This is a genomic window from Azospirillum terrae (genome assembly GCF_053470425.1).
This window is the reverse complement of the sequence record NZ_JBPXMR010000014.1, coordinates 107,556-132,906: the sequence shown is the minus strand read 5'-3', so window position 1 is coordinate 132,906 and position 25,351 is coordinate 107,556. Positions and strand designations below refer to the sequence as shown.

At 69.4% G+C, this 25,351-nt stretch carries 23 protein-coding genes; 6 read left to right on the top strand and 17 right to left on the bottom strand.

Annotated elements, in window-relative coordinates:
* Nucleotides 1–196 precede the first annotated feature (196 nt).
* The 6 genes from ACSVDD_RS25365 to coaBC all read right to left on the bottom strand — a co-directional run bounded on the left by ACSVDD_RS25365 (nucleotide 197) and on the right by coaBC (nucleotide 4,781).
* Nucleotides 197–625: a DsrE family protein gene (locus ACSVDD_RS25365; protein ID WP_448192203.1), complete on the bottom strand. Its 429-nt coding sequence runs from the start codon at nucleotides 623–625 to the stop codon at nucleotides 197–199.
* Nucleotides 626–632: 7 nt separating this feature from the next.
* Nucleotides 633–1,436 (bottom strand): HesA/MoeB/ThiF family protein, encoded by an 804-nt coding sequence (locus tag ACSVDD_RS25360; protein WP_448192202.1) that lies wholly within the window; start codon nucleotides 1,434–1,436, stop codon nucleotides 633–635.
* Nucleotides 1,437–1,599: 163 nt separating this feature from the next.
* A complete protein-coding gene (gene cysK / locus ACSVDD_RS25355; protein ID WP_448192201.1) occupies nucleotides 1,600–2,553 on the bottom strand; it encodes a cysteine synthase A in 954 nt (317 codons plus the stop codon).
* 76 nt (nucleotides 2,554–2,629) lie between these two features.
* The gene (locus ACSVDD_RS25350) at nucleotides 2,630–3,085 is read right to left on the bottom strand and encodes an RrF2 family transcriptional regulator (RefSeq protein ID WP_448192200.1); all 456 of its coding nucleotides are present in this window, start codon (nucleotides 3,083–3,085) and stop codon (nucleotides 2,630–2,632) included.
* On the bottom strand, nucleotides 3,085–3,552 hold the full coding sequence (dut, locus tag ACSVDD_RS25345) for a dUTP diphosphatase (protein ID WP_448192199.1): 468 nt from the start codon (nucleotides 3,550–3,552) through the stop codon (nucleotides 3,085–3,087). Before dut ends, ACSVDD_RS25350 begins: the two co-directional genes overlap by 1 nt.
* Nucleotides 3,549–4,781, bottom strand: coding sequence for a bifunctional phosphopantothenoylcysteine decarboxylase/phosphopantothenate--cysteine ligase CoaBC (gene coaBC / locus ACSVDD_RS25340; RefSeq protein ID WP_448192198.1), 1,233 nt, complete (start codon nucleotides 4,779–4,781; stop codon nucleotides 3,549–3,551). The genes dut and coaBC overlap by 4 nt, the downstream gene beginning before the upstream one ends.
* A gap of 202 nt (nucleotides 4,782–4,983) precedes the next feature.
* On the opposite strand from coaBC, the gene ACSVDD_RS25335 reads away from it, so the two are divergent.
* Nucleotides 4,984–6,369: a sigma-54-dependent transcriptional regulator gene (locus ACSVDD_RS25335; RefSeq protein WP_448192197.1), complete on the top strand. Its 1,386-nt coding sequence runs from the start codon at nucleotides 4,984–4,986 to the stop codon at nucleotides 6,367–6,369.
* A 25-nt stretch (nucleotides 6,370–6,394) separates the two neighbouring features.
* On the opposite strand, the gene ACSVDD_RS25330 is transcribed toward ACSVDD_RS25335, so the two are convergent.
* A complete protein-coding gene (locus ACSVDD_RS25330) occupies nucleotides 6,395–9,676 on the bottom strand; it encodes a PAS-domain containing protein (RefSeq protein WP_448192196.1) in 3,282 nt (1,093 codons plus the stop codon).
* Between the two features lie 61 nt (nucleotides 9,677–9,737).
* Nucleotides 9,738–9,947 (bottom strand): hypothetical protein, encoded by a 210-nt coding sequence (locus ACSVDD_RS25325; protein ID WP_448192195.1) that lies wholly within the window; start codon nucleotides 9,945–9,947, stop codon nucleotides 9,738–9,740.
* Between the two features lie 271 nt (nucleotides 9,948–10,218).
* Here ACSVDD_RS25325 and ACSVDD_RS25320 point away from each other — a divergent pair, with 271 nt between their 5' ends.
* Nucleotides 10,219–10,947, top strand: a complete 729-nt coding sequence (locus tag ACSVDD_RS25320) for an SAM hydrolase/SAM-dependent halogenase family protein (protein WP_448192194.1) — start codon at nucleotides 10,219–10,221, stop codon at nucleotides 10,945–10,947.
* A gap of 12 nt (nucleotides 10,948–10,959) precedes the next feature.
* Here the strand turns inward: ACSVDD_RS25320 and ACSVDD_RS25315 are convergent, their stop codons facing one another.
* The 6 genes from ACSVDD_RS25315 to ACSVDD_RS25290 form a co-directional block, all read right to left on the bottom strand.
* Nucleotides 10,960–11,337 carry a response regulator gene (locus tag ACSVDD_RS25315; protein WP_448192193.1) on the bottom strand — a complete coding sequence of 126 codons (378 nt, stop codon included), beginning with the start codon at nucleotides 11,335–11,337 and terminating at the stop codon, nucleotides 10,960–10,962.
* A 90-nt stretch (nucleotides 11,338–11,427) separates the two neighbouring features.
* Nucleotides 11,428–12,039: an HAD family hydrolase gene (locus tag ACSVDD_RS25310; protein WP_448192192.1), complete on the bottom strand. Its 612-nt coding sequence runs from the start codon at nucleotides 12,037–12,039 to the stop codon at nucleotides 11,428–11,430.
* Between the two features lie 44 nt (nucleotides 12,040–12,083).
* A complete protein-coding gene (locus tag ACSVDD_RS25305) occupies nucleotides 12,084–12,335 on the bottom strand; it encodes a hypothetical protein (protein WP_448192191.1) in 252 nt (83 codons plus the stop codon).
* Nucleotides 12,336–12,498: 163 nt separating this feature from the next.
* Nucleotides 12,499–12,930, bottom strand: a complete 432-nt coding sequence (locus tag ACSVDD_RS25300) for a Fur family transcriptional regulator (protein ID WP_448192190.1) — start codon at nucleotides 12,928–12,930, stop codon at nucleotides 12,499–12,501.
* 388 nt (nucleotides 12,931–13,318) lie between these two features.
* Nucleotides 13,319–15,193, bottom strand: a complete 1,875-nt coding sequence (htpG, locus tag ACSVDD_RS25295) for a molecular chaperone HtpG (RefSeq protein ID WP_448192189.1) — start codon at nucleotides 15,191–15,193, stop codon at nucleotides 13,319–13,321.
* A gap of 112 nt (nucleotides 15,194–15,305) precedes the next feature.
* Entirely contained in the window at nucleotides 15,306–16,949 is a 1,644-nt protein-coding gene (locus ACSVDD_RS25290; protein WP_448192188.1) for a hypothetical protein, read from the bottom strand.
* Nucleotides 16,950–17,094: 145 nt separating this feature from the next.
* Here ACSVDD_RS25290 and ACSVDD_RS25285 point away from each other — a divergent pair, with 145 nt between their 5' ends.
* From ACSVDD_RS25285 to ACSVDD_RS25275, 3 genes are all read left to right on the top strand, one after another.
* The gene (locus ACSVDD_RS25285) at nucleotides 17,095–19,638 is read left to right on the top strand and encodes a helicase-related protein (protein WP_448192187.1); all 2,544 of its coding nucleotides are present in this window, start codon (nucleotides 17,095–17,097) and stop codon (nucleotides 19,636–19,638) included.
* Nucleotides 19,635–20,063 (top strand): Hsp15 family ribosome-associated heat shock protein, encoded by a 429-nt coding sequence (locus ACSVDD_RS25280; RefSeq protein ID WP_448192186.1) that lies wholly within the window; start codon nucleotides 19,635–19,637, stop codon nucleotides 20,061–20,063. Before ACSVDD_RS25285 ends, ACSVDD_RS25280 begins: the two co-directional genes overlap by 4 nt.
* A 102-nt stretch (nucleotides 20,064–20,165) precedes the next feature.
* Nucleotides 20,166–20,915 carry a TerC family protein gene (locus ACSVDD_RS25275; protein WP_448192185.1) on the top strand — a complete coding sequence of 250 codons (750 nt, stop codon included), beginning with the start codon at nucleotides 20,166–20,168 and terminating at the stop codon, nucleotides 20,913–20,915.
* A 17-nt stretch (nucleotides 20,916–20,932) separates the two neighbouring features.
* Here ACSVDD_RS25275 and ACSVDD_RS25270 read toward each other — a convergent pair whose 3' ends face one another.
* On the bottom strand, nucleotides 20,933–22,150 hold the full coding sequence (locus ACSVDD_RS25270) for a hypothetical protein (protein ID WP_448192184.1): 1,218 nt from the start codon (nucleotides 22,148–22,150) through the stop codon (nucleotides 20,933–20,935).
* A gap of 593 nt (nucleotides 22,151–22,743) precedes the next feature.
* Between ACSVDD_RS25270 and ACSVDD_RS25265 the strand changes: the two genes are divergently transcribed.
* The gene (locus tag ACSVDD_RS25265; protein WP_448192183.1) at nucleotides 22,744–23,307 is read left to right on the top strand and encodes a DJ-1/PfpI family protein; all 564 of its coding nucleotides are present in this window, start codon (nucleotides 22,744–22,746) and stop codon (nucleotides 23,305–23,307) included.
* Nucleotides 23,308–23,408: 101 nt separating this feature from the next.
* Here the strand turns inward: ACSVDD_RS25265 and ACSVDD_RS25260 are convergent, their stop codons facing one another.
* Nucleotides 23,409–24,164, bottom strand: coding sequence for a YcbK family protein (locus tag ACSVDD_RS25260; protein ID WP_448192182.1), 756 nt, complete (start codon nucleotides 24,162–24,164; stop codon nucleotides 23,409–23,411).
* A 142-nt stretch (nucleotides 24,165–24,306) separates the two neighbouring features.
* Nucleotides 24,307–25,191 (bottom strand): MBL fold metallo-hydrolase, encoded by an 885-nt coding sequence (locus tag ACSVDD_RS25255; RefSeq protein ID WP_448192181.1) that lies wholly within the window; start codon nucleotides 25,189–25,191, stop codon nucleotides 24,307–24,309.
* Nucleotides 25,192–25,351: the final 160 nt, after the last annotated feature.

Sequence of the window (25,351 nt, the reverse complement as noted above, 5' to 3'; positions counted from 1 at the left end):
CACCGAAAGCGCCTCGACCGCCTCAACGCTCCCCGTCCAAACCTAGGCGAAGAGCCAAGGCAACTCACCCTGCAATGGACATGATCCTTAACCGGACAGCCGTGGGCTTGACCCGGCCATCCACGCCCCGCACCTCAGCGCCGGCCAACGGTGGATGCCCGTGTCAAGCACGGGCATGACGGCATTTTTTGGGCGGCTACACGAACAGCATCGCCCCGCCGGCCGACGACTCGTTCAAGAACGTCACCACCCCACCCCGCTTCACCGGCACGTCCGGGCGCAACCCGACACCCGTGGGCAAGCCCAACGCCTTCAGCCCCATCTCGCAGGCCATCACCGTGACGCCCAGCGCCACGCAGGCCTCCAGCAACTCTCCGAAGGTGGCGAGGCCGTTCGTCGCGAAAAACGCGTCGCGTTCGGCCGGGCGGCTGCCGTCGTCGGCGGGGTCCAGGGCGTGCCAGCCCGGTTCGGGCGAATCCACCAGCGCGTTGAGCGCCCGCCCGGTGAAGAACAGCGTCACCTTGCGGTTGGTGGCCGCCGCCGCGCTCGCCATGACGAGCGCGTAGTGCACCCGGTCGAAGCCGCCGGCGAACACCACGATGGACAGGCTGTCGGGTCCCTGCATGGCGCCCTCATCGGCCGGAAAGGTCGTGGCCAGAAAGATCAAGAATCGTCGGCTCGGTGCCGCACAGCGGGCAGGCCGGGTCTGGCTTGACCGCGATGCGGTGATAGCCGGCGTTCAGCGTGTCGAGCATGAGCAGGCTGCCCGACAGGCTCTCGCCGATGCCCAGCAGTTCCTTCAGCACCTCGGTCGCCTGCAACGAGCCGACCACGCCGGCCAGCGCGCCGAGCACCCCGCCCTCCGAGCAGGACGGCACCAGCCCGCGCGGCGGCGGCTCGCGGAAGATGCAGCGGTAGCAGGGGTTGGCGTCGCCCAGATGCGCCTTGAAGGTGGACACCTGCCCGTCGAAGCGCAGCATCGCCGCCGAGACCAGCGTCTTTTTCGCGAAGTAACAGGCGTCGTTCAGCAGGAAGCGCGTGGCGAAATTGTCGGACCCATCGGCGACCACGTCGTAGCGGCCGATCAGGTCCAGCGCGTTGTCCTTGGTGATGCGCGTCTTGTGCGCCTCGACCTTCACGTCCGGGTTCAGCGCGGCGATGCGCGCGGCGGCGCTTTCGACCTTCGCCACGCCCAGCGTGGTTTCGTCGTGGATGATCTGGCGCTGGAGGTTGGACAGATCCACCGCGTCGTCATCGACGATGCCGATGGTGCCCACCCCGGCCGCGGCCAAGTACAGCAGCAGCGGCGAGCCCAGGCCGCCGGCGCCCACCACCAGAACCTTGGAGTTGAGAAGCTTCGTCTGCCCAATCCCGCCGACGTCCGGCAGGATGATGTGGCGCGAATAGCGGTGCAGTTGGGTGTCGGTGAAGTCCATGGGGCGCAGCATAGCGCAGGACGGCGCGCAGCCCAACCCTCTCCCCCCTGGGGAGAGGGTGATGCCGAAGGCGTCGGGTGAGGGGGTTGTCGGGGGACCGGGAACGAAAGCGTCGCGGAACCCCCTCACCCTAACCCTCTCCCCAGGGGGGAGAGGGGACTTTTTACTCCAGCCCCTCGAACAGGGCGGTGGACAGGTAGCGCTCGGCGAACGACGGCAGGATGACGACGATCAGCTTGCCCTCGTTCTCCGGCCGCGCACCGACCTCCAGCGCCGCGGCGAGCGCCGCGCCCGAGGAAATGCCGACCGGCAGGCCTTCCAGCCGCGCCACCTTGCGCGCGGTGTCGAAGGCGCGCTGGTTGGAGATGCGCACCACCTCGTCGATCAGCTTGGTGTTCAGGACGTCCGGCACGAAGCCGGCGCCGATGCCCTGGATCTTGTGTGGGCCGGGCATGCCGCCGGACAGCACGGGGCTGTCCTCCGGCTCCACCGCGATGGCCTTGAAGCCGGGCTTCTGCGCCTTCAGCACCTCGGCCACGCCGGTCAGCGTGCCCCCCGTGCCGACGCCGGAAATCAGGATGTCGGCCTTGCCGGCGGTGTCGCGCCAGATCTCCTCGGCCGTCGTCTTCCGGTGGATCTCCGGGTTGGCCGGGTTCTTGAACTGCTGGGGCATGTAGGCGTCGGGGCCTTGGGCCACCAACTCCTCGGCGCGGCGGATGGCGCCCTTCATGCCCTCCGGCGCCGGGGTCAGCACCAGCTCGGCACCCAGCAGCTTCAGCATCTTGCGCCGCTCGATCGACATGCTCTCGGGCATGGTCAGGATCAGCTTGTAGCCCTTGGCGGCGGCGACGAAGGCCAGCGCGATGCCGGTGTTGCCCGAGGTCGGCTCGACCAGCGTGGTCTTGCCCGGCGTGATCTTGCCCTCGCGCTCGGCCGATTCGATCATCGCAAAGCCGATGCGGTCCTTCACGCTGGCCAGCGGGTTGAAGAACTCCAGCTTGCCGACGATGTCGGCCTTGATGCCGGCATCGTCGGCAAGGCGCTTCACACGCACGAGCGGCGTGGCGCCGATGGTGTCGACGATGCTGTCGTAGATCCTGCCGCGGAACTCGCCCATAGTTTCACCCCTTGAACGCGTGAATTTTCGGATACCCCACACTTTACATGTGAGTTTAGGCGCGTTGTCGCCCGAATCAAATGGTAAAATCGATCCGGTCTTCGGTCTCGCTTTCCACGCCCGCGGCGCGGGCGCGCAGGCAGAGGTCTTCGATGGTGATCGCTTCGAGCTTGTGGATGAACTCGTCCTGAAGCTCGGCCCACATGGGCCGGACCACCTTGTGGCCAAGGATGGAGCCGGCCGGATCCTCGATGGGGTCGCCCGCGGTCTCCATGGAGCGCACGACGCGGACGATCTCACCCAATGTGATGCGCCGCCGCTCGCGCGCCAAGCGGTAGCCGCCGCGCGGGCCGCGCACGCCGGCCAGGATGCCGTCGCGCACCAGCTGCTGAAGCACCTGCTCCAGATAGCGCTTGGGGATGCCCTGGCGGCGGGTGATCTCGCCGGACTGCACCGGCTCGGTGCCGGCGTTGTAGGCGATGTCCAGCACCGCCTCGATGGCGAACATCAGCTTCTTGGAGATGCGGAGCATCAGGAATTCCTCTGGCTAGTCTGGCCGGTGGAGCCGAAGCCGCCCGCCCCGCGCGCCGTATCCGGCAGGCGGTCGGTGGGAGCCCAGGCAATCCGCTCGTAACGCGCCAGCACGAGTTGGGCGACGCGCAGGCCGCGCTCGACGGTGAACGGCTCGGCACCGTGGTTGATGAGGATGACGCCGATCTCGCCGCGGTAGTCCGCGTCGATGGTGCCCGGCGTGTTCAGCACCGTCACCCCGTGCTTCAGCGCCAGACCGGAACGCGGGCGCACCTGCGCCTCGTACCCGGCGGGCAGGGCGATGGACAGGCCGGTGGGGATCAGCGCCCGCGCGCCCGGCAGCAGCACCACGGACGCCGCCACCGCGGCAACGAGGTCCAGCCCGGCGGCACCATCGGTGGCGTAGGCCGGCAGCTCCAGCCCCTCGGCGTGTGGCAGACGGACGACAGGTACGGTGACGGGCGTCAAGGCGTGCTCTCCTTCAGGTGTGCAGCGATGGCGGCGGCGAGCTTTGCGGCGACCGCGTCCTTGTCCATGGTGGGCCACGCCTCGACCGTGTCGTCGGCGCGGATCAGATGGACGGTGTTGTCGCTGCCGCCGAAGGTCTGGGTGCCCAGCGACACGTCGTTGGCGACGATCCAGTCGCAGCCCTTGCGGGCGCGCTTGGCCCGCGCGTACTCGACGACGTTGCCGGTCTCGGCGGCGAAACCCACCACCAGCGCCGGGCGCCGGGCGGACTTGGACAGGGTGGCGAGGATGTCCGGGTTCTCGCACAGCTCCAGCGCCGGCGGGCCGCCGCCGTCCTTCTTCAGCTTGCGCTCCGCGGCGTCCTTGACGCGCCAGTCGGCGACGGCGGCGGCGAACACCGCGACGTCCACCGGCAGGGCGGCTTCGCACGCGGCCAGCATGTCGCGCGCACTCTCGATGGGACGGACCGTGCAGCCCGGCGGGTCGGGCAGGCGGGTCGGACCGCTGACCAGCGTCACCTCGGCGCCCAGCCGGTGCAGCGCCGCGGCGATGGCGTGCCCCTGCTTGCCGGACGAGCGGTTGGCGATGTAGCGCACCGGGTCGATGGGCTCGTGCGTCGGGCCGCTGGTGACCAGCGCGCGCTTGCCGGCCAGGGGCTTGGGAGCGTTGCGCCCGGCGAAGTGCGCGGCGATGGCGTCGACGATCTCCATGGGTTCGGCCATGCGGCCGGGACCGTGCTCGTTGCAGGCCATGTCGCCGACGTTGGGGCCGATGCGGGTGACGCCGCGCTGCTCCAGCAGCGCCATGTTGGCCTGCGTCGCCGGGTTCAGCCACATGCGCACGTTCATGGCCGGCGCCACCAGGATCGGCTTGTCGGTGGCGAGCAGCGCCGTCGTCGCCAGATCGTCGGCCATGCCGGCGGCCATGCGCGCCAGGATGTTGGCGGTGGCCGGCGCCACCACCATCAGGTCGGCGCTGCGCGAGAGCTGGATGTGCCCCATCTCCGACTCGTCGGTCAGCGACCACAGATCCTGGTAGACCTTGTCCTCGGTCAGCGCCTGAACGGACAGCGGCGTCACGAACTCCGCCCCGGCGCGCGTCAGGATGGCCCGGACGGAGCAGCCACGCTCGCGCAGGCGGCGGATCAGGTCGAGGCACTTGTAGGCGGCGATGCCGCCCGCGATGACGAGCAGGACCCGTTTGCCGGCCAGGATGGCGTGGTCGTTCAACGTCGCCTCACGGAGTACGCTGTTGGAGGTGTAGAATTTAGATATTCCATCGCAGCGCTTTGGACAAGCGTTCTGATCCTCGCAGCCGCGTTGGCGAAACCGTGTGAAACCGCGCCGTACAAGGATGTTCGTTTGGCGCTTGGCGCCTCCCGGTTAAAGGCGGTAGTTTAGAGAAGCCACATTTCCCGAACGCCCCCCGCCCATGATCCCCGGCACCGCCACGGTCCTGCTTGTCGAAGACACGCCCTCGCTGGCGCGGGTGTACGCGGAGTATCTGAAGAAAGAAGCGTACACCGTCGTTCCGGTGGAAACCGGTGCGGCGGCGCTGGACGCGGTGGCCGACGGGGCGCCGCGCATCGTGCTGCTCGACCTGCAATTGCCGGACATGCACGGGATGGAGGTGCTGCGCCGCATCGAGGCGCAGGGGCTGCCCTGCGCCGTGGTGGTGATCACCGCGCACGGTTCGGTCAACGTGGCGGTCGAGGCGATGCGCCACGGCGCCTATGATTTCCTGGTGAAGCCCTTCACGGCCGAGCGGCTGGTCATCACCGTGCGCAACGCGGTGGAGCGGCTGCGGCTGGCGCAGCTGGTGGACACCTACCAGAAGGATCTGGCGCGCACCCGCTATCACGGCTTCATCGGCTCGTCGCTGACCATGCAGGCGGTGTACCGGATCATCGACAGCGCCGCCGCGTCGCGCGCCACGGTGTTCATCACCGGCGAGTCCGGCACCGGCAAGGAGGTCTGCGCCGAGGCGATCCACCGCCAGAGCCCGCGCGGCGACAAGCCCTTCGTCGCCATCAACTGCGGCGCCATCCCCAAGGATCTGCTGGAGTCCGAGATCTTCGGCCACATGAAGGGCTCGTTCACCGGGGCGGTGGCCGACCGCGAGGGCGCGGCGGCGCGCGCCAGCGGCGGCACGCTGTTCCTCGACGAGATCTGCGAGTTGGAGCCGAACCTCCAGACCAAGCTGCTGCGCTTCATCCAGACCGGCACCTACATGCCGGTGGGCGGCACGCGGCTGGAGAAGGTGGACCTGCGCATCGTCTGCGCCACCAACCGCGACCCGCTGCGCGAGGTGGAGGAGGGCCGCTTCCGCGAGGATCTCTACTACCGCCTGCACGTCATCCCCGTGCATCTGCCGGCGTTGCGCGAGCGCGAGGACGACGTGATCGAGGTCGCCCGCCACTACCTCACCGAATACGCCCGCGAGGAGGGCAAGGGGTTCCAGAGATTCTCACCGGATACGGAGCAGGTGCTGCGCCTCTACCACTGGCCGGGCAACGTGCGGCAGTTGCAGAACGTGGTGCGCAACATCGTCGTGCTGCACGACGGCGAGGTAGTGTCGCCCGCCATGCTGCCGCCGCCGCTGACGCCGCAGACCGCCGCCGGGCCGGCGGCGCCCATCGTGGCGATGCTGTCGGGGCCGAAGGCGATCCGGCCGCTGTGGCAGGTGGAGAAGGACGCCATCGAGGATGCCATCGCGGCGTGCGACGGCAACATCCCGCGCGCCGCCGCGCTGCTGGACATCAGCGCATCGACGATCTACCGCAAGCGCCTGACCTGGCAGGCGGAGGGGCGGCTGTAGGTTTGGTGGGGGCCACCGCGACCACTCACCCCAACACCCCCCGCGCCCGGTAAGCCTCCATCGCGTCGCGCGCCAGGTCCGGGATGCAGCGGCGCAGCGTGCGGATCTCGGCGACGGCGTTGCTGCGGCAGGCCAGCTCCAGTTGCAGCGCAGCGGCCGACAGGCGCTTCGCGCCGAAGGTGCCGGCCGTGCTCTTGAGCGTGTGCGCCTCCTGCGCCAGAACCTTCACGTCGTCCTCGGCCTCGGCGATGCGCCCGGCGCGCGCCTGCGTCTCGTCCACGAACTGCCGGATCACGTCGGCCAGCAGTTCCTGATCGAGGTCGCGGGCGAGCTGCTCCAGAACCTCGGCGTCCAGCGTGTCCGCCGCCGGCCCGTCCTCCGCTTCCTCGGCAACGCCTCCACCGGGTGCCGCCGGTTCGGCCGGCAGCCAGCGCGCCACCGTGTCCAGCAGCCGCGCGCGGTCCACCGGCTTGCCGACGTGGTCGTTCATGCCGGCGGCAAGGCAGCGCTCGCGGTCGCCCTCCATGGTGTCGGCGGTCATGGCGATGATCGGCCGCGCGCCGGCCGGCAGCGGCAGCGCGCGGATCGCCCGCGTCGCCGCCAGCCCGTCCATCTCCGGCATGGCGATGTCCATCAGCACCAGGTCGTAGGGCACGCTGCGCACCGCCTCCACCCCCTCCAGCCCGTTGGCGGCGACGTCCACCCGATAGCCGGCGGTCTTCAGGAAGGCGGTGGCGACCATCTGGTTGGTCGGGCTGTCCTCGACCAGCAGCAGGCGCCGGCCGTTGGCGCGCGGCACCGGCCGCGCCACGGGCCGCGGCAGCGCCGGTTCGGCCGGTGCCCCGGTGCCGTCGAGCGCCGCCAGCAGCCGCGCCTGCCGGGCCGGCTTGATGAGCATCGCGTCGATCCCCGGATGGGCGCGCGCGTCGGCGTGGCCGACCGGGGCGAGCGCCACGATGCGCCCGACCCTGGCCTGACGCAAAGCCCCCGCCAGCGCCTCCAGCTTCGTCTCGTCGCGGCCGAAAGTGTCCACCAGCGCCGCGTCCGTGCGGGTGTCCCCGGCGGCGTGCACGGCTTCCAGAACGTCGGCGGCCTCCACCACCTCCGCCCCCCAGGACGCGACCTGGAGGCGCAACGCGGCGCGGCTCAGCGGGCATGCGTCGACCAGCAGCACGCGCTTGCCGGCCAGCGCCTGCGGTGCCGGGGCGGCGCCGGGCTGCCGTTCCACCGGCACGGTGAACCAGAAGCGGCTGCCCCGGCCGGGGGCGCTGTCGACACCGATCCGGCCGCCCATCAGCTCGACCAGCCGCTTGCAGATGGCGAGCCCCAGGCCGGTCCCGCCGTAGCGGCGCGACAGCGTGGGCGCCGCCTGGGTGAACTCCTCGAACAGGTAGGGCTGCGCCTCGGCGGGGATGCCGATGCCGCTGTCGGCCACCTCGAAACGCAGGCGCTCGCCGCCAGACTCGTCGGCTCCGTCCGAGGTCACGATGACCGAGACGCCGCCCGTTTCGGTGAACTTCACCGCGTTGCCGGCGAGGTTGAGCAACACCTGCCGCAGCCGCCCGGCGTCGCCACGCAGGCATCTCGGCAGGGTGGCCGGCACCGTCGCCGCCAGCGCGATCCCCTTGGCGGCGGCACGGGTGGCCAGCAGGTCCATGGCGCTTTCCACCAGTTCCACCAGATCGAAGCCGGCACTTTCCAGGTCGAGCTTGCCGGCCTCCATCTTCGACAGGTCGAGGAGGTCGTTGAGAATCGCCAGCAGCGCCTCGCCCGACTCGCGCGCGGTCAGCGCATAGGTGCGCTGCTGCTCGCCCAAGGAGCCGTCCAGCAGCACGCCAATCATACCAAGCACGCCGTTCAGGGGCGTGCGGATCTCGTGGCTGATCATGCGCAGGAACTCGGACTTGGCTTGGCTCGCCAGTTCCGCCTGCTCCTTGGCGAGGCGGAGCTGCGCCTCGGCCTGACGGTAGGCGGTGATGTCGTGCACCGACACGATGGCGACGGTGCGCCCGCGGTAGGCGACGTAGCGCGTCTCGCCGCCCACCACATAGCGCTCGCCGTTCGCGCGCAGGCCGGTGATCTCGAAATGGGTCTGCATCCGGTCGGCCAGACGGCGCAGGCCCTTGGCATGGTCCTCCGGGGCCACGAGGGTGATGATGGGCCGGCCGATCAGCTCGTCGGCGCCGTAGCCGGTCATGGCGAGGGCGGCGCGGTTGATGTCGATGATGGTGCCGTTCTCGTGCACGATGATGCAGTCGGTGGCCGAGTCGGAAAGCTGGCGGAAGCGTTCCTCGCTCTCGCGCAGCGCGGCCTCGGTCTGACGGGGGGCCGTGACGTCGGTGTAGGTCATCAGCACCGCGCCGTCGTCCATGTGCGTGGCGAGGATTTCCAGCACCACGCCGTTCGGGCGCGTGCGCTCGATGCGGCCGCCGCGGTCGAGGATGGCGTGGCGTTGGGCCACCAGTTCGTCCAGGTCGCCGGAACCGAACTCGCCGCGCTCGGCCAGCCGCCGCAGGAAGACATCGGCGTGCATGCCGACCGTGACGAAGCCCGGCGGCAGTTCCATCACCTCCTCGAAACGCCGGTTCCAGGTCAGCAGGCGCCCGGCGGCGCTCCACACCACGAGGCCCTGCGTCATCGCGGCGAAGGTCCCCTCCAGCACCGCCGACTTCTGCGCCAGTTCCTGTTCGCGCTGCTTCAGTTCGGTGATGTCGGTGCGGATGCCGACGTAGCCGCCGTCGCTGGTGCGCCGCTCGGCGACCTTCAGCCAACGGCCATCGGCCAGCCGCTGCTCGATGGTGCCTTGCGGATTGCGGTGCTGCTCCAGCCGGCGGGCGATCCACGGTTCGGGGTCGGCGGGGTCGCAGTCGGCGTACTGGCCGCGCCGCACGCCGTTGCGCAGCGTCTCCTCGAAGGAGGCGCCGGGCCGGATGTCTGTGTTCGGGTAGATCTCGCGGTAGCGCGCGTTGCAGACGACCAGCCGGTCGTCCGAGTCGTACAGCGCGAAGCCCTCGCTGACCGCCTCCACCCCCTCCAGCAGGCGACGGTGGGCGGTGGAGGCGCGCTCCTCGGCGTCCTGGGCGGCGGCGCGGGCGCGGGTGGCGGCGCCGGTCTCGCGCAGAAGCAGCATCAACAACAGCAGGCTGGCGCCCAGCGGCCCGGTCAACTCGAGCAGCACCGACCACGGGCTGTTCCCCAGTTCGTGCTCTCCGGGGTCGAGGAAATGAAGGCTGTCGTGCACGATGTCCGCCGCCAGAAGGGCCAGGGCGACGAGGATCAGCAGGCGCCTGTGGAGGGCAGAGGGCATCGGGGACTCCGGCGGGTCCGCGGCCGCGGGAAGCGACGGCCACCGTTGATCCTAATATCCCTCACTCCCGATGGGAATTCCCGGATTGGGAGAGCATCGCGGCGTGCAGCCGACGCTGTCCGAGCACCCGGCCGAGCATGCCGTGCTGCGGCCCCAACAGCACCGCCAGCGTCAGCAGCCCGCCCGAGGCGACGCAGGTCACGTCCCACAGCACCGGCTTACGGTGATAGACGACGGTCAGGCCGCGGATCAGCAGCGGGCTCGGCCCCATCGGGATGCCTGTGGTAGCGAGAATGCTCGGGCGCTTGCTCTACGCGGCGCCGCGGCCGGTCGCCAGAAGCAGCGCCAGCATTCCTATTACGAAAGCTGAATACCTGTTCATATCCCTGATCATTCAGACGAGGTTCGGCAGAACAAAATAAACGCGCCGCAATCGTCTTTGGCGCTGTCTGCTATATGAAGCGGAATTGCGTCGCGACAAGTCGAAGCGCCCCGTTTCGAATGGGTTCCGGGAAGCCACCGGCCGCGCTATACTGGCCGGCATGATCGTGCTGTTCACCGATTTCGGGCTCACCGGGCCATACACGGGGCAAGTCAAGGCGGCGCTGGCGCGCGAGGCGCCGGGCGTGCCGGTGATCGACCTGTTCGCCGACGCGCCGGCCTTCGACCCGCAACTGTCCGCTTACCTGCTGGCCGCCTACGCGCACGAATTTCCCGCCGGCACGGTGTTCGTCTGCGTCGTCGATCCCGGCGTCGGCACCGCGCGCAAGCCGCTGTGGATTCAGGCGGACGGGCGGACCTTCGTCGGCCCCGACAACGGCCTGTTCGAGCTGGTGCGGCGCCGGGCGGTGGACTTCACGGTCGCCGCCATCGACTGGCAGCCGGCGAAGCTGTCGGCCACCTTTCATGGCCGCGACCTGTTCGCTCCGGTGGCGGCGCGGCTGGCGTTGGGGCGAACGCCGCTGTCCACACCGCTGGCGTCGCCGGCCATCGCCCGGCCGGACTGGCCCGACGATCTGGCGCGCATCGTCTATGTGGACGGGTACGGCAACGCCATGACCGGCCTGCGCGCCGGTGGGGTGCCGGAAACCGCGCTGCTGATCGCCAACGGATACGAGGTGCGGCATGCCCGCACTTTCGCGGATGCCGCCGAGGGTGAGGCGTTCTGGTACGGCAATTCCAACGGGCTGGTGGAGATCGCCGTCAACCGGGGCCGCGCCGACCGTGACCTGGAGCTTGAACTGGGCATGCCGGTGGAAGTGGAAACCTGAAAGGAACCGGACTTACGCCGCCTCGTCCAGGCAGCGGTCCAACCCGCGGGCGTCCGCCGGGAGCGTCAGCACGGCGAAGGCGTCGTCGCCCGACAAGGCATCGGCGGCGCTGGAGGTCATGATGATGCGGGTGCGCGGGTACAGCATGCGGGCCAGCGCCGCCGTCCGGTCGCCGTCGTCCGACGCCGCGTGGCGCCGCAGCAGGGCCAGGTTGGGCTCGCGCTCGCCAATGATCGACAGCGCCTCGTAGCCGTCCTTCGCCTGGGCCACGGTGAATCCCAAATCTTCCAATTGGCGGGTGACCGCGGCGCGTTGCTCCAGATCGTCGTCGGCGACGACGGCCAAGCGGGCGGGGACCGCCATGCGAATCTGGGATTCGATGCTGAACATGGCCGAGGCTCCACGCTCCAGGTCATAGGGCCGGGAACTGAATACCCGACCAATGTCATACACTATTGGGCGCGGAATGTTAAGGCTCGGTTAAGCGATGTGGACCACGACCCGGCGGTCCAGCAGCGCCAGCATGGGCAGGTCGCTCGGGCGGTTGCCGTAGCCCCAGGTCTCGCCGAACGGGCCGTTCGCCGACAGCCACGCGCGCACCCGGTCCGCCTTGTCGGCGCGCACGCAGTTCCCGGTGGCGAGGCGGCCGGTCAGGCGGCCGTCCTGCACCTCCATGCCGGTGGCGAGCAGATCGTCCACCTCCACACCGTGCAGCAGGAACGGCATGTAGACGTCCAACGCCCCGGTGGCGACCACCACGCGACGGCCGGCGCGGCGGTGCTCGTGCAGGGCATGGGTCGTGGGCGGGTGCCAGCGCAGCTTGGGCGCCATCCGCTCGGCCGCCGCGTGCGCCTCGGCCAGTGCCAGCCCGCGCAGGGTGCGCTTCAACAGGATCGACTTGATCGAGCCGCGGAAATCGACGCCCGGCGCGCGGCCGCGCAGGTGGCGGTGGCCGGCGGAGCGGATGGCGTCGGCGAAGGCGAGCTGGGTGCGCCGTTTCCCGATCACCTCGGCGATGAACATGGGCAAGGTGTCGCCACGCACCAGCGTGCCGTCGAAATCAAAGAACGCCACGCCCTGGTGGTGTTGCATGGCCGGCCTTTCCGTCTGCCCCCACCCTGTGTAGCAGGATGGGTTCAGTGGATGAAGTGCCAGACCGTCTCGGAATCATCGTCGTCGTCATCCTCGTCCTCCGCCTCGACGAGTTCGTCGACGGCGCAGTCCAGGCCGGCCTTGATGGAGACGAGCAGGTCGATGATCTCGCCGGCTTCCCGTTCCAGGCCGCGCAGGCGCTGGTCCAGCGCGTCCATGCGGACTTCGACGGCTTCGGTCAGGCGGTCCAGGCGCGCGAGGATCGGCGCCAGAAGGGGGTCGTCGCTGTGATCCATGGGGCGGCCCGAGTCCCGTTCTTGTGCGGTCGATCTTGAACCTAGACCGCAGGGGCCGCCACGCACAGCTCCGCGTGCGGCGCACTCCGCAAGGGTTTCCAAGGCCCCGGCTGCTTTTGTGCGGCGCGACCGGCGAATCCCGCCGGATAGTCCCATTCTATTATCAGTTGTCTTGCTTGGCCGTTTGGCGGCCAATCGGCACGCCGTACAACTCCAGACGGTGGCCGACCAGCTCGTAGCCCAGCTTGCGGGCGATGGTCGCCTTCAGCTGTTCCAGCTCCTCGCTGGTGAACTCCACCACCTCGCCGGTCTGGAGGTTGATGAGGTGGTCGTGGTGCTCGTCCCGCTTTTCCTCATAGCGCGCACGGCCGTCACCGAAGTCCAGGCGGTCGATGACCTGCGCGTCCTCGAACAGGCGCATGGTGCGGTACACCGTGGCGATGGAGATGCGCGGGTCGATGGCGACGGCGCGGCGGTGCACCTCCTCCACATCGGGATGATCGGTCGATTCCGACAGCACGCGCGAGATCACCCGGCGCTGGTCCGTCATCTTGAGGCCCTTGTGGGCGCAGAGGTCTTCAATCCGCGAAGGCATAGAGGTCACAGTTTCCCTTGAGGTCCTGCATTAGGAAATGGTGCGAGCCGACGCGATTCTCAAAGGGGAAGGGCGGAACGACGAAAGGAAATACCGCCCGCGAAAATGCGAATTTTTGCATTTACGCACACCCATAGGTGTGTTTTGCGACGGGGATGCCGTACAAAGGAAGACGGCGGGTGGGATGATCCACCCGCCGCATTCAAGGAGGCAAGAGGCATGAAGAAGATGCCCTTTCTCCTGGTGCTGCTGTGGAGAGGCTGGCTGATCACGATCCGCCGGCTTCCCCGTAAGAAGCACTAGGTGAAAGCTGGTGGGTGTTAGCGCACCCACCAGCCACCTCCGAAACATAGCATCGGCGGCCCCGTTTGGCAAACCGCCGCGTGTGTTACGCCAAACCCTTTTCCATCATCGCCGACAGCCGGCGCGCGAAGGCGACCGGGTCGGGCAGCGCTTCGCCCTCGACGATGCGCGCCTGATCGAGCAGCAGCCACGCCACCTCGGCCAAGTCGCCATCGGACGCACCGCCGGTCCTGGCGCGGTCGGTCAGGCGCTTGATGAGCGGGTGGCCGGGGTTCAGCTCCAGGATGCGCTTGGACTCGCCGGCCCCCAGCTGCTTGTGCTGCTTGAGCAGGCGCTCCAGGTGCAGGTCCATGTCGGTCTCGTCGGCGACGAGGCAGACCGGGCTGTCGGTCAGGCGCTCGGACGGGCGGACGTCCTTCACCGCGTCGGCCAGCGTCAGCTTGAACAGCGCGATCAGGCTGCCGACGTCGCCCTCGGCCGGCTTCTCGGCTTCCGGTTTGTCCTCGCCGCCCTGGATCTTGCCCAGGTCGGCGCCGCCGCGGGTGACCGACTTGAACTTCTTGTCGGCGTACTGGCCGACCGACGGCACCCAGAACTCGTCCACCGGGTCGGTGAGCAGCAGCACCTCCACCCCCTTGGCGCGGAAGCCCTCGATCTGCGGGCTGCGCAGCAGGGTGTCCACGTCGTCGCCGGAGATGGTGTAGATGGCGTCCTGGCCGTCCTTCATGCGGCCGACGTAGTCCTCCAGCGACACCAGACCGTCACCGTGCGTCGAGCGGAAGCGCAGCAGCTTCAGCAGCTCGTCGCGGTGCTCGTAATCCTCGTACAGGCCTTCCTTCAGGACCGCGCCGAAGTTCTCCCAGAAGGTGTTGTATTCGGAGGCGCTCTCCGCGTCCTTGGCCTTCTTGCTCAACTCGCCGAGCACGCGGCGGGTGATGCCGGCGCGGATCTTCGCCAGCATCGGGTTGTGCTGGAGCATCTCGCGGCTGATGTTGAGCGGCAGGTCCTCGGTGTCCACCACGCCCTTGAGGAAGCGCAGGTAGGGCGGCACCAAGCCCTCGGCGCCTTCGGTGATGAACACGCGCTTGACGTACAGCTTCACGCGGTGGGCGCGCTTGGGGTCGAACAGGTCGAACGGGCGGCTGGCCGGGACGTACAGCAGGTTGGTGTACTCGATGGCGCCTTCGGCCCGCCAATGGATGGTCAGCCAGGGGTTGTCGAAGCTGTGGCCGACGTGGTGGTAGAACTCGGTGTACTGCTCGGGCGTGATCTCGTTCTTGGAGCGCATCCACAAAGCGGACGCGCTGTTCAGCGCCTTCGCATCCTCGCCCTCACCGAACAGGATCGGGATGGCGATGTGGTCGGAATACTTGCGCACGATGCCCGACAGGCGGTGCTCGTCCAGATACTCGTCGTCGCCTTCGCGCAGGTGCAGAGTGACGCGGGTGCCGCGCGGCAGGTCGGCTTCCGCCTCGCCGATGGTGAACTCGCCCTTGCCGTCCGACAGCCAGCGCCAGCCCTGCGCCTCGCCGGCCTTGCGGGTCAGCACCTCGACCTTCTCGGCGACCATGAAGGCCGAGTAGAAGCCGACGCCGAACTGGCCGATCAGGCTGACGTCCTTCTTCGAATCGCCGGTGAGCTGGCGCATGAACGCGGCGGTGCCCGAGCGCGCGATGGTGCCCAGGTTCTCCACGAGGTCTTCGCGGTTCATGCCGATGCCGTTGTCGACGATGGTGAGCGTGCGCGCTTCCTTGTCGGCGACCAGCCGGACCTTGAGATTCGGGTCGTCGGCCGACAGCTCGGGCTGCGTCAGCGCGGCGTAGCGCAGCCGGTCGCAGGCGTCGGACGCGTTGGAGACGAGCTCGCGCAGGAAGACTTCCTTCTCGCTGTAGAGCGAGTGCGCGACGATGTCGAGCAGGCGGCTGACCTCGGCCTGAAAATTGAGCCGTTCCTCGGTCATCGGGTACATCCTGTTTCTTATGTTTGCGTGCGTAAGGAATGGACGCGCCAATCCGGCCGGATATGTGTGAAAAATCCGGCCGGTGTGCAAGGGCTGTCGGTTGCGGTTTTGCTCAGTTCTTCTTGCCGCTCATGCCGCCCTTCTTGACCGGCGGCGCCGGCTCGGCCGGCTGGCCGCCCATGCCCATGACGGCGCTCATGTCGGCGCCGTTGAGCAGCGTCTGGCCGCTCTCCGTCAGGTCGATCTTGTAGGTGCGCACGTCCTTGCCGGCCTCGTCCGTGCTCTGCTGGCCCATGGCCTGGAGCATGGCGATGATGCCCAGCGTTTCCTGATCCCCGGCTTCGGGCTTGGCGCCCGGCTTCGGCTGGAGCGCTTTGGCGGCGGCGTCCAGGCCGCGCAGAACGATCTGCGCGCCGCCCACGGCACCCATCGCCGCCGCGGACGCGACCCGCGCCGTACCGGTGACCGCGCCCGAGGTGGCCGGCGTTTCGATCGACAGATGGTCGATGCGCAGCTCGGTCCCGGCCTTGCTGGCGGCCTCCACCAGCGCCATGCCGATGGCGGCGGCCTGCGCGTCGCGGTCGCTCTCGTCCGGCTCGACCGCCTTCTTCTTGGACTTGCCCGACTCGACCTTGCCCGCCATGCCGGCCTTGCCGGCCGCCTTGCCGCTGAGCTTGCCGCCGTCCTTGCCGTTGTCCTTGCCCTTCGCCGGCTCCTCCAGCGCCGCCAGCGCCATGAGCGCCTGCCCGATGGCGGCGTTGGGCAGCTTGCCCAGCGAGATCTGCACGTCGAAGCGCTGGGGCATGAACTGCTTCGGCCCCGGCAGCGGCTCGATCTTCAGCCCCTCGGTCTGGAAGCCCAGCACGGTGCTCGACGTCTCGCGGTCCAGATCGCGCACGCCCATGGTGAAGGTCGCCAGATCGACGCCGACGCGCCCTTCGTCGTTGCCGGCCGTCAGCCCGGTGATGCGCGTGCGCACCACCGCCTCGCCCAGCACGCCGCCCAGCAGCGACAGGAACTGCGTGGCCGGCGGCTCGGTCCCGGCGGCGGCGTGCGTCGCCATCAGCGCCTTGAACTGCGACACCTTGGCGAGGTCGATGCGGCCGTAGTTCGCCTCCACCGCGATGCCGGCCATCTTCATCAGCGTGGCCTTCTGCGCGTCGGTCACCGTCACGTCGCTGAGCGCCCCGGCCACCGGGCCGCTCCAGGTGCCCGGCCCGTCCGGCCGCATGTCCTGCGTCGCGGTGATCGAGCCGATGCGCAGCGCGGCGCTGTCGTTGTCCACCAGCGCCAGGTCGCCGTAGGCCAGATCGGCCGACACGAAATTCTCCACGGCGCCGGACCACACGCCGGTGAAGCGCTGGCGCCCGATGGAGAGCGTGCCGGCGGGCATCTTGCCGTTGCGCATCGTCATGACCGTGGGCAGAACCGCGTCGACGGCGTAGGTGGCGTCCGGCTTGGGAGACACCTTCAGCTGGATCGCGCCGATGTCGAAGCGCATGTCCTCGGTGCTGACGATGGTCAGCGCCGGCAGCATCACGTCGTAGCGGTCGCCGGCCGGGGTCACCTGCGTCTGGCCCGACCAGCGGAACTCGATCCCGTCCTGGACCTCCGGGAAGGTGCGCTTCAGGCCGTCGGCGATGGCGGCGCGCATGGCGGCGGCGCCCTCGGCGCTGACGGCCGGCGCCTGTTGCGCCCAGGCTGGCACGGCTATGGTCAGGGCGATGACGGCGGCCAGTGTGGCGGAACGGAACATGGAACCTCCCGGTGCGGTTGTCTCAGGCTGAAGGCCGGCGTTCCAGTAAAGCGCGTTGCGGGGCTGCGGTCCATGGGCGCGTTGCCGCGCACGGCTTTCCCCTGTTTGAAAGGACGGGCGCTTGCAATGATGGCCCGACACCCCAATGCTTAGAACCATGGTAGAGGCCCGCTATGACCCGTCGGGGGTGGGGGGCCGGGTGGTCGCGGTCCTCGGGCCCACCAACACCGGCAAGACCCATCTCGCCATCGAGCGCATGCTCGGTCACCGCACGGGAATGATTGGTTTCCCGCTGCGGCTGCTGGCGCGCGAGAACTACGACCGGGTGGCCGCCGCCAAGGGCAAGGACAAGGTGGCGCTGGTCACCGGCGAGGAGAAGATCCTCCCGCCCCACCCTGCCTACTGGGTCTGCACGGTCGAGTCGATGCCGCTCGACCGCGCCGTGGACTTCCTGGCGGTGGACGAAATCCAGCTCTGCGCCGACCCGGATCGCGGGCACATCTTCACCGACCGCCTTCTGAACGCCCGCGGCCTTGTCGAGACCATGTTCCTCGGCGCCGAGACCATCCAGCCGCTGATTCGCAAGCTGGTGCCGCGCGCCGAGTTCATCACCCGCCCGCGCTTCTCGCAGCTCACCTACGCCGGCTACAAGAAGCTGACGCGCCTGCCGCCGCGCTCGGCCGTGGTGGCGTTCTCGGCCACCGACGTCTACGCCATGGCCGAGCTGATCCGCCGCCAGCGCGGCGGCACCGCGGTGGTGCTGGGGGCGCTGTCGCCCCGCACCCGCAACGCCCAGGTCGGGCTGTATCAGGCCGGCGAGGTGGACTATCTGGTGGCGACCGACGCCATCGGCATGGGCCTGAACATGGACGTGGACCATGTGGCCTTCGCCCGCATCGTGAAGTTCGACGGCTTCGCGCCGCGCCGCCTGCGCGCCCCCGAGGTCGGGCAGATCGCCGGCCGCGCCGGCCGCCACATGCGCGACGGCACCTTCGGCACCACCGACGAGGTCGGCGAGCTGGAGTCGGAACTGGTGGACCGCGTCGAGAACCACGAGTTCGACACGCTGAAGGCGCTGAGCTGGCGCAACTCCGCCCTGCGGTTCGAGACGCCGGGCTTCCTGCTGCAATCGCTGGAGGCGCGCCCGCCGATCCCCGAGCTGCTGCGGGTGCGCGACGCCGACGACCACCTCGCCCTGCAAGCCCTGGCGCGCGACGCGGAGGTGATGGCCCTCGCCAAGGGCAAGTCGGCGGTGCAGTTGCTGTGGGAGGTCTGTCAGGTCCCCGACTTCCGCAAGGTGCTGTCGGACGCGCACACGCGCCTGCTGGGCCAGATCTACCGTTACCTGCGCGCCCCCGCCGGCCGGCTGGACGAGGATTGGGTCGCCAAGCAGGTTGCCCGCCTGGAGCGCACGGAGGGCGACATCGACACGCTGGTGGCGCGCATCGCGCACATCCGCACCTGGACCTACATCTCCAATCGGCCGGCGTGGCTGAAGGACCCCGTGCACTGGCAGGAGCGCGCCCGCACCATCGAGGACAAGCTGTCCGACGCCCTGCACGAGCGCCTGACTCAGCGCTTCATCGACCGTCGCTCGGCAACCCTGGTCCGCACGCTGGCGGACGGGCGGGCGCTGCTGGGCGGCGTGCGCGCCGATGGCGAGGTGGTGGTCGAGGGGCACGCGGTCGGCCAGTTGGAGGGCTTCCGCTTCGTGCCCGACGCGCCGGACCGTTCCGAGGAGGCGCGGTCGCTGCTGAACGCCGCCCGCCGCGCGCTGCGCGACGAGATCACCAACCGCGTGAAGGCGCTGGAGCAGGAGCCGGACGCGGCGTTCCAGCTCGGCGCCGATGGCGTGCTGTCCTGGTCCGGCACTTTTGGGCAGGGCATCGCCGTGGCGAGGCTGGCGGCCGGTCCTTCGGTGCTGGCCCCGGCGGTGGTGACGAACGCCGAAGCGCTGCTCGATCCGGCGCAGAGCGAGCGCGTGCGCGCCCGGCTGGAGGCGTGGCTGCGCGGGCACGTCGCCGCGACGCTCAAGCCGCTGCTGGCGCTGCGCGACGCGAAGGGCCTGTCGGGTCCGGCGCGCGGCTTGGCGTTCCAGCTCGTCGAGGGGCTGGGCGTGCTGGCGCGCAAGCCGGTGGCGCCGCTGGTCGAGGGGCTGTCGCGCGAGGACCGCAAGGCGCTGCATGCGCTCGGCGTGCGGCTGGGGGTCACGCACCTGTTCCTGCCGGCGCTGGCGAAGCCCGGCGCGGTCGGCCTGCGGGCACTCCTGTGGACCGTGCACCAGGGACGCGAGCTGCCGGCCCCGGCGCCGCCGCCCGGCCGTGTCTCGGTCGCCGCGGGCGGCGCGCCGCCGGCCTTCTGGGAGGCGATCGGATACCCGGCGGTGGGGCCGCGGGCGGTGCGCGTCGACATGCTCGACCGGCTGGAGGTCGAGATGATGAAACAGAGCAAGGGCGAGGCCCCGCCGTCGCCCGAGCCGGCGCTGGCGCAGATCATCGGCGTCGGCGCCGAGGAGCTGCACGGCGTGCTGGCCGTCCTCGGCTACACGCGCTCGGTCGCCGAGGACGGCGCCGTGACGTGGCGCCGCCGCCGCGCCCAGCGCGCGCAGGCGCCGCGTCCGTCGAAGACACCCACCGCCAACGCCGACCACCCCTTCGCCAAGCTTCGCCAACTGCACGGTGCCGGATGAACCAAAACGACGACCGCGACGATTTCGACGACGGCCAACCCGATGCCGGGCCCGATGCGGGACCGGGCCGCCTGCGGGTGGACAAGTGGCTGTGGTTCGCCCGCTTCTTCAAGACGCGCAGCCTCGCCGCCAAGCTGTGCAACGGCAGCGTGGTGCGCTGTTCGGGCACGGTGGTGAGCAAGGCGCATCACGCCGTGAAGCCCGGCGACGTGCTGACCTTTCCGCAGGGCCGCCACATCCGCGTGGTCAAGGTTCTGGCGCTGGGCAGCCGGCGCGGCCCGGCCGACGAGGCGCGCACGCTCTACGAGGATCTGTCGCCGCCGGCCCCCGAGACCGCCATGGACATTCCCGGCCGCCCCCTTGGCCTGGGCCGCCCGACCAAGCGCGACCGCCGCGCGCTGGAGCGCCTGAAGACCGAAGAGTAGGCCCCCGGCTATTGCGCCCCGTCTATTGCGCTGGGGGGCCGGCGACCACATCTAGGCCGGCAACGCGGTGTTCGACCGCACAACGGGATTTTTTGGCCGACCATGTTCGACCTGCTCTCCGATCCCGGCGTCTGGGCCAGCCTTTTGACCCTCACGGCGCTGGAGATCGTCCTCGGCATCGACAACATCATCTTCATCTCGATCATGGCGTCCAAGCTGCCGGTGGCGCAGCAGGACCGGGCGCGCAAGGTCGGTCTGGCGCTGGCGCTGATCACGCGCCTGATGCTGCTGGCGTCCATCGCCTGGGTGGCGACGCTGACGCAGCCTCTGTTCTCCATCGGCTCGTTCGCGGTGTCCGGGCGCGACCTGATCCTGATCGGCGGCGGCCTGTTCCTGCTCGCCAAGGGCACCATGGAGATCCACAGCACCGTCGAGGGCGCGGAGGAGGACGGGCCGGCCAAGGTGGCCGCGACCTTCGCCAGCGTGGTCGTCCAGATCATGTTCCTGGACATCGTCTTCTCGCTGGACAGCGTCATCACCGCGGTCGGCATGTCGGACCATCTGCCGGTGATGGTCGCCGCGGTGGTCATCGCCATGGCGGTGATGCTGTTCGCCTCCGGCCCGGTGGGCGACTTCGTCAACCGGCACACGACGGTGAAGATGCTGGCGCTGTCGTTCCTGCTGCTGGTCGGCGTGGCGCTGGTGGCGGACGGCCTCGGCTTCCACATCCCCAAGGGCTATCTGTACTTCGCCATCGCCTTCTCGGCGCTGGTCGAGGCGCTCAACCTGATGGCCGCCGCGCGCCGCAAGCGGCGGCGCGAAGAGGCGCGGATGGAGGCGGTGGCGGACTAAGCGCGTGCCTGTAGCCCCTACTGCACGGCCACACCCGCCAGCCGGTCGATGAGGCGGCCCTGGAACTTGTCGCAGCCGATGGCGCGGCCGACCGTGACGGCCATCTCGTGGTCGCATCGGCTGAAGATTACCCGCTCGCGACCCAGGCGGCGCAAGGCGCCGATGCTCTCCGGGTCGTTCAGCGAGCCCAGGCGGTCGTGCGCCACGTGCACCTTGAAGAAGTCGGCGTCGAAGCGCTCCGGGCTGATGTAGCCGAGCAGGTCCAGCGTGACGCCGTCCACGGCGATGCGGTAGCCCGCTTCGCGCAGCAGGTCGGTGGCGCGCCGGCTGGCGGCGACGTCTTCCAGAAGCAGCAGCACGTCCAGCTCCACCACCACGGCGCTGCGCGCGATGCGCGCCGTGGCGCGGCTGAGGGTGGAGAGCAGCGGACCGGTCACCGACTTGATGCCCAGGTTGATGCCGATGGAGCCGGCGCTGGCCGCTTCGCTGCTTTTGGCACCGATGCCGCTCAGCATCTTTTCGTCCAGGCACTGACAGAACTCGTGGAACATGCGCCGGCGGCCGAGCAGCTGAACCTTGGGGAAGTTCTCCCGGTGCAGGTCCGCCATGCCGGTGAAGTACTCGCAGTAGAAGGGCTGCCACGAGCCGTCGGCATCCGCCCGGTACACGGTCTGGCTGCGCAGATAACTGCCGATGTCCAGATCCTCCACCGCGTCTTCCAGGCAACCGACCAAGCGGGCGCTCAACGGCCCTTCCAGCTCGGCCAGGAGGACGCTGGCGGATGGCGTAGCGGCGCCGGAAGCCGCGGCGGGGGCGCAGGGCGACGCCGCGGCGCGGGCGAGAGCGACCTCCAGATAATCGTTGGCGCGCTGGCGCAGGTCGCCGTAGCCGCCCGGCACGTTGTAGCTGTGCACGAGCTGCCCCAGGTCCAGATCGTCCTGCACGCGGTCGGGGAAGAAGTTGGCGGTGACGCGGTCGATGAACTCCGGCACCTTGCGGAAGGCGCTCTCCGGGAACACCACGAAGGCGTCCATGCCCAGCACGGGCCAGAACTCGGCGCCGAAATGCTCGGCCAGTTCCTGCGTGCCGTTGAGCTGAATGCGCAACAGCTGGCGGTCCTGCCGGATGAACGGGAAGGCGCTGTAATTGACGTTGACGACGATGTAGAGCGCCGACGACCGCGCCATGCGCCGCACACGAGCGATGAACTGCTCGACCTCGTCCTTAACCGCCATACACCGCTCCCGCCCAACCTGCCAACCGCGCGTTGTGACAGTTTTGCGGTGGGTAATGAATATTCGCTTAAACTGACTATAACATTCGTCAAAGGTCATCCTAGCGACACCGTGCCGGAACAATCGGCAACACCATGCCCCCGGATCGTTCCGGGAGGGGGAAAATCGTTGTGTCGCAAGGTTTGCATGGCACACATGGCGGCCTTGCGCCGGCTTGTGGTGCCAACCTGCGCCAACGTGCCGCAAGGCCAAGCCCTAGGCCGTTCGGCGAGGTTCGCACCGTCGCCAAACCGTGGCGGCGCTTCGTTGCGCTGCGGAATCAACCATTGACTTAGGCCCATGTTGGGGCCACTTGTGTTCCATGCTCAAAACAAATCGACCGGGGCACGTACGCCCCTGCGCCGGCTCCCCCCAATAGACCGGCAGCGGGTCACTTGGCCGCACCGCATCCCCTCCCATGAGGTGCGGTGGGCGGACGCTTTCCCGTAGGCGTCCCGAGGACCAGGACACGCGCGGCGGCATCGGTCGATCCGGGGACGCGGCCTGATGGCTCGCTCCCCGCCCAGGATGAACATCGAAAGGACGATATGAGTATGGATCAGCCGCTCGCAGGTAAGACGATCGCCATCCTCGTTGCCAACGGCTTCGAGGAAGTTGAGATGACCGAGGCCCAGCGGGCCCTCCTCAAGACCGGCGCCACCCTGCGCACGATTTCTCCCGAACAGGGCCTGGTGAACGGCTGGCATGGCCGCGCCTGGGGCCACTACTTCCCGGTCGACAAGCAGGTCGGCGAAGTGCTGGGTTCCGACTACGACATGCTGATCCTGCCGGGTGGCGAGCGCAGCGTGGCGAAGCTCCAGCAGTCCGCCCACACCAAGCGCATCGTCGGCCACTTCCTCGACGCCGGCAAGCCGATCGCCGCCATCGACCAGGGCATCCAGCTGCTCGCCATTCCGGGCAAGCTGAAGGGCCGCACGGTCGTCGGCATCGAAGCGTTCGCCGAGGAGCTGACTGCGGCCGGCGCCAAGCTGAGCGACGAGGCCCTGGTGGTCGACGGCGTGACGGTGACCGCCCGCGGCGCGGACGAGGTTCCGGCCTTCGTCGAGCAGCTGCTGAAGGTCTTCGCCGAGGCTGCCCAGGTGAAGAAGGCCGCCTGACGCGGCCTTTATCCCTTTGCTGCTGCCGCAGGGCGGCGGGTGCCACGCGGCGCCCGGCCGCCCTTTTGGTATCTGGGGCTTTAAGACGAAGCGCAATCCGTTCAGCGCAGCGTTGCTGGCCGCTTGTCCTTTGCCGGCGCGGCGTCCTCCGCCGCCATGGTGACCAGCATGTAACGCAGCCGCTGCGCGTCGGCGTCGCTGACGCCAGGGGCAGGTTTCGCCGCCGCCACCTCGGTCTTCGCGACGGTCGGGCCGGGCCGCGCGCGCGGGTTCGCCTTCGCCTCCATGACGCCGTCCTGGCGGTGGTCGGGACCCTTCGGCGTCCAGGTGCGGAACGGGCCGGTGTCCACGTGCACGTGGCCGGTGTGCGGGTACAGCGCGTAGCCGCCGCGGCGCATGGCCGCCGCCACCTCGGCGACGCGCTCGGACGCCACGCCGGGGATGCGGATGTCGGCCGCCTGACCACGGATGTGGTAGCTGTTCTCGGCGACGTTGCTGTTTTGCCTGGCCAGCGACGCGTTGGTCGCCGCCGAACGGTAGCCCGAGGTCAGGTGGATCGGCGCGCTCTCGGCCAAGCCCAGGCGCTGGCGCAGCTCGACCAGCGTGTCGATCAGGCCGGGGTCGACGGGGGCCGCCTGCCCGTTGTGGCGGTCGCGGAACAGCGAGGACAGCTCGGCCAGCGCCCGCGGGTCGTAGCCGCCCGGCCGCCAGTAGGTGGTGGCGACGGACTCGCCGCTCGCCGGATGCACCAGAACGATGGAACGCGGCGCGTCGGCCGATGGGCCGGAGGTGGCGCAACCCGCAAGCAGGGCGCCGACGAACACCAGAAGCGCGGTGGTGCGCACGAAGAACGGCACGGCAGACCTCCGGTTCCCCTCGAGGTTGCGACCAGCCGTCATACCATAATTGTCACAATCGTTTACAGGCCGAACTTACGGCTTTACGCGAGATCCGTCGCCGCTGTGGGATTTGTGCGTCAGTGCCCCGGCCCGGTTCGCCTCAAACGCGCGGCGGGACCGGGTCCAGCACCAGTTCCATGCCCTCGCGGGCCACCAGCGTGCCGGGGCGCTGGCGCTCGGCCGCCGCGGCGATGACGTCCAGCTCGTCGTCGGTGCGGGCGGGGTCGTGATGGAAGATCACCGCCTGTCCCACCCCGGCCGCCTCGGCGACGCGCACGCACTCCTCCCAGGTCGAATGGCCCCAGCCGGCGTGCGCCGGGTACTCGGCGTCGGTGTAGGTGCTGTCGTAGATCATCACGTCGGCGCCGCGCACCAGATCGAGCACCGCCGGATCGCGCACACCGGGCGTGTGCTCGGTGTCGGTGATGAAGCACAGGCTGCGGCCGGCGTACTCGACCCGGTAGCCGACGGCGCCGTTGGGGTGGTTCAGCGCGCCGGTGCGCACGCGCACGCCCGGCGCTGGCTCCAGATCGGTGCCGCAGGCGAACTCGCGGAACGACACGTCGGCGCGGAACGTCTCGATGGGGATGGGGTAGAGCGGCGGGCGCATCATCGAGCACACCACCTCGCGGATGGTCTGCCCCGGCGGCAGGTGACCGGCCCAGACACGCAGGCGGCTGGCCGGATCGAAGGCGGGCGCGAAGAACGGCAGGCCGCAGATGTGGTCCAGGTGGCTGTGCGTCAGGAACAGGTCGAGATCGGCCGGCCCGCGTTTGCGCAACGCCTCGCCCAGCGCCCGCAGCCCGGTGCCGGCGTCGAAGATCAGCAGGGCGTCGCCGCAGCGCACCTCCAGGCACGCCGTGTTGCCGCCGGTGCGGACGGTGTCCGGGCCGGGGGAGGCGATGCTGCCGCGCACACCCCAGAAGCGCGCGCGCAGTGACGGAAGCAAATCGCGCGACGGGTCGCGGGTGGGGCGGGACGTCATGGCGGGTCATGGTGCGCGAGGCGGGATGTGCGAGTCGAGTGAAAACCACCCCCTTTGCACAGGCGCGGGCGCAACCGTCCAACCCCTATATCTTGGGTGCCCAAGCCCATAAGATGTGGTAGGTTCGCCCCACACCCCTTTTTGCCGCTGCATGCCGGCG

Bases quoted from the DNA above. Each gene is read 5' to 3' on its own strand.
- ACSVDD_RS25280 (WP_448192186.1), top strand. From the start codon at position 19,635: ATGAACCAAAACGACGACCGCGACGATTTCGACGACGGCCAACCCGAT.
- ACSVDD_RS25305 (WP_448192191.1), bottom strand. From the start codon at position 12,335: ATGGATCACAGCGACGACCCCCTTCTGGCGCCGATCCTCGCGCGCCTG.
- ACSVDD_RS25290 (WP_448192188.1), bottom strand. From the start codon at position 16,949: ATGTTCCGTTCCGCCACACTGGCCGCCGTCATCGCCCTGACCATAGCC.
- ACSVDD_RS25330 (WP_448192196.1), bottom strand. From the start codon at position 9,676: ATGCCCTCTGCCCTCCACAGGCGCCTGCTGATCCTCGTCGCCCTGGCC.
- ACSVDD_RS25350 (WP_448192200.1), bottom strand. From the start codon at position 3,085: ATGCTCCGCATCTCCAAGAAGCTGATGTTCGCCATCGAGGCGGTGCTG.
- ACSVDD_RS25255 (WP_448192181.1), bottom strand. From the start codon at position 25,191: ATGACGTCCCGCCCCACCCGCGACCCGTCGCGCGATTTGCTTCCGTCA.
- ACSVDD_RS25365 (WP_448192203.1), bottom strand. From the start codon at position 625: ATGCAGGGACCCGACAGCCTGTCCATCGTGGTGTTCGCCGGCGGCTTC.
- cysK (WP_448192201.1), bottom strand. From the start codon at position 2,553: ATGGGCGAGTTCCGCGGCAGGATCTACGACAGCATCGTCGACACCATC.
- htpG (WP_448192189.1), bottom strand. From the start codon at position 15,193: ATGACCGAGGAACGGCTCAATTTTCAGGCCGAGGTCAGCCGCCTGCTC.
- ACSVDD_RS25300 (WP_448192190.1), bottom strand. From the start codon at position 12,930: ATGCCTTCGCGGATTGAAGACCTCTGCGCCCACAAGGGCCTCAAGATG.
- ACSVDD_RS25310 (WP_448192192.1), bottom strand. From the start codon at position 12,039: ATGCAACACCACCAGGGCGTGGCGTTCTTTGATTTCGACGGCACGCTG.
- ACSVDD_RS25325 (WP_448192195.1), bottom strand. From the start codon at position 9,947: ATGGGGCCGAGCCCGCTGCTGATCCGCGGCCTGACCGTCGTCTATCAC.
- ACSVDD_RS25320 (WP_448192194.1), top strand. From the start codon at position 10,219: ATGATCGTGCTGTTCACCGATTTCGGGCTCACCGGGCCATACACGGGG.
- ACSVDD_RS25265 (WP_448192183.1), top strand. From the start codon at position 22,744: ATGGATCAGCCGCTCGCAGGTAAGACGATCGCCATCCTCGTTGCCAAC.
- ACSVDD_RS25315 (WP_448192193.1), bottom strand. From the start codon at position 11,337: ATGTTCAGCATCGAATCCCAGATTCGCATGGCGGTCCCCGCCCGCTTG.
- ACSVDD_RS25285 (WP_448192187.1), top strand. From the start codon at position 17,095: ATGCTTAGAACCATGGTAGAGGCCCGCTATGACCCGTCGGGGGTGGGG.
- ACSVDD_RS25270 (WP_448192184.1), bottom strand. From the start codon at position 22,150: ATGGCGGTTAAGGACGAGGTCGAGCAGTTCATCGCTCGTGTGCGGCGC.
- ACSVDD_RS25360 (WP_448192202.1), bottom strand. From the start codon at position 1,436: ATGGACTTCACCGACACCCAACTGCACCGCTATTCGCGCCACATCATC.
- ACSVDD_RS25335 (WP_448192197.1), top strand. From the start codon at position 4,984: ATGATCCCCGGCACCGCCACGGTCCTGCTTGTCGAAGACACGCCCTCG.
- ACSVDD_RS25275 (WP_448192185.1), top strand. From the start codon at position 20,166: ATGTTCGACCTGCTCTCCGATCCCGGCGTCTGGGCCAGCCTTTTGACC.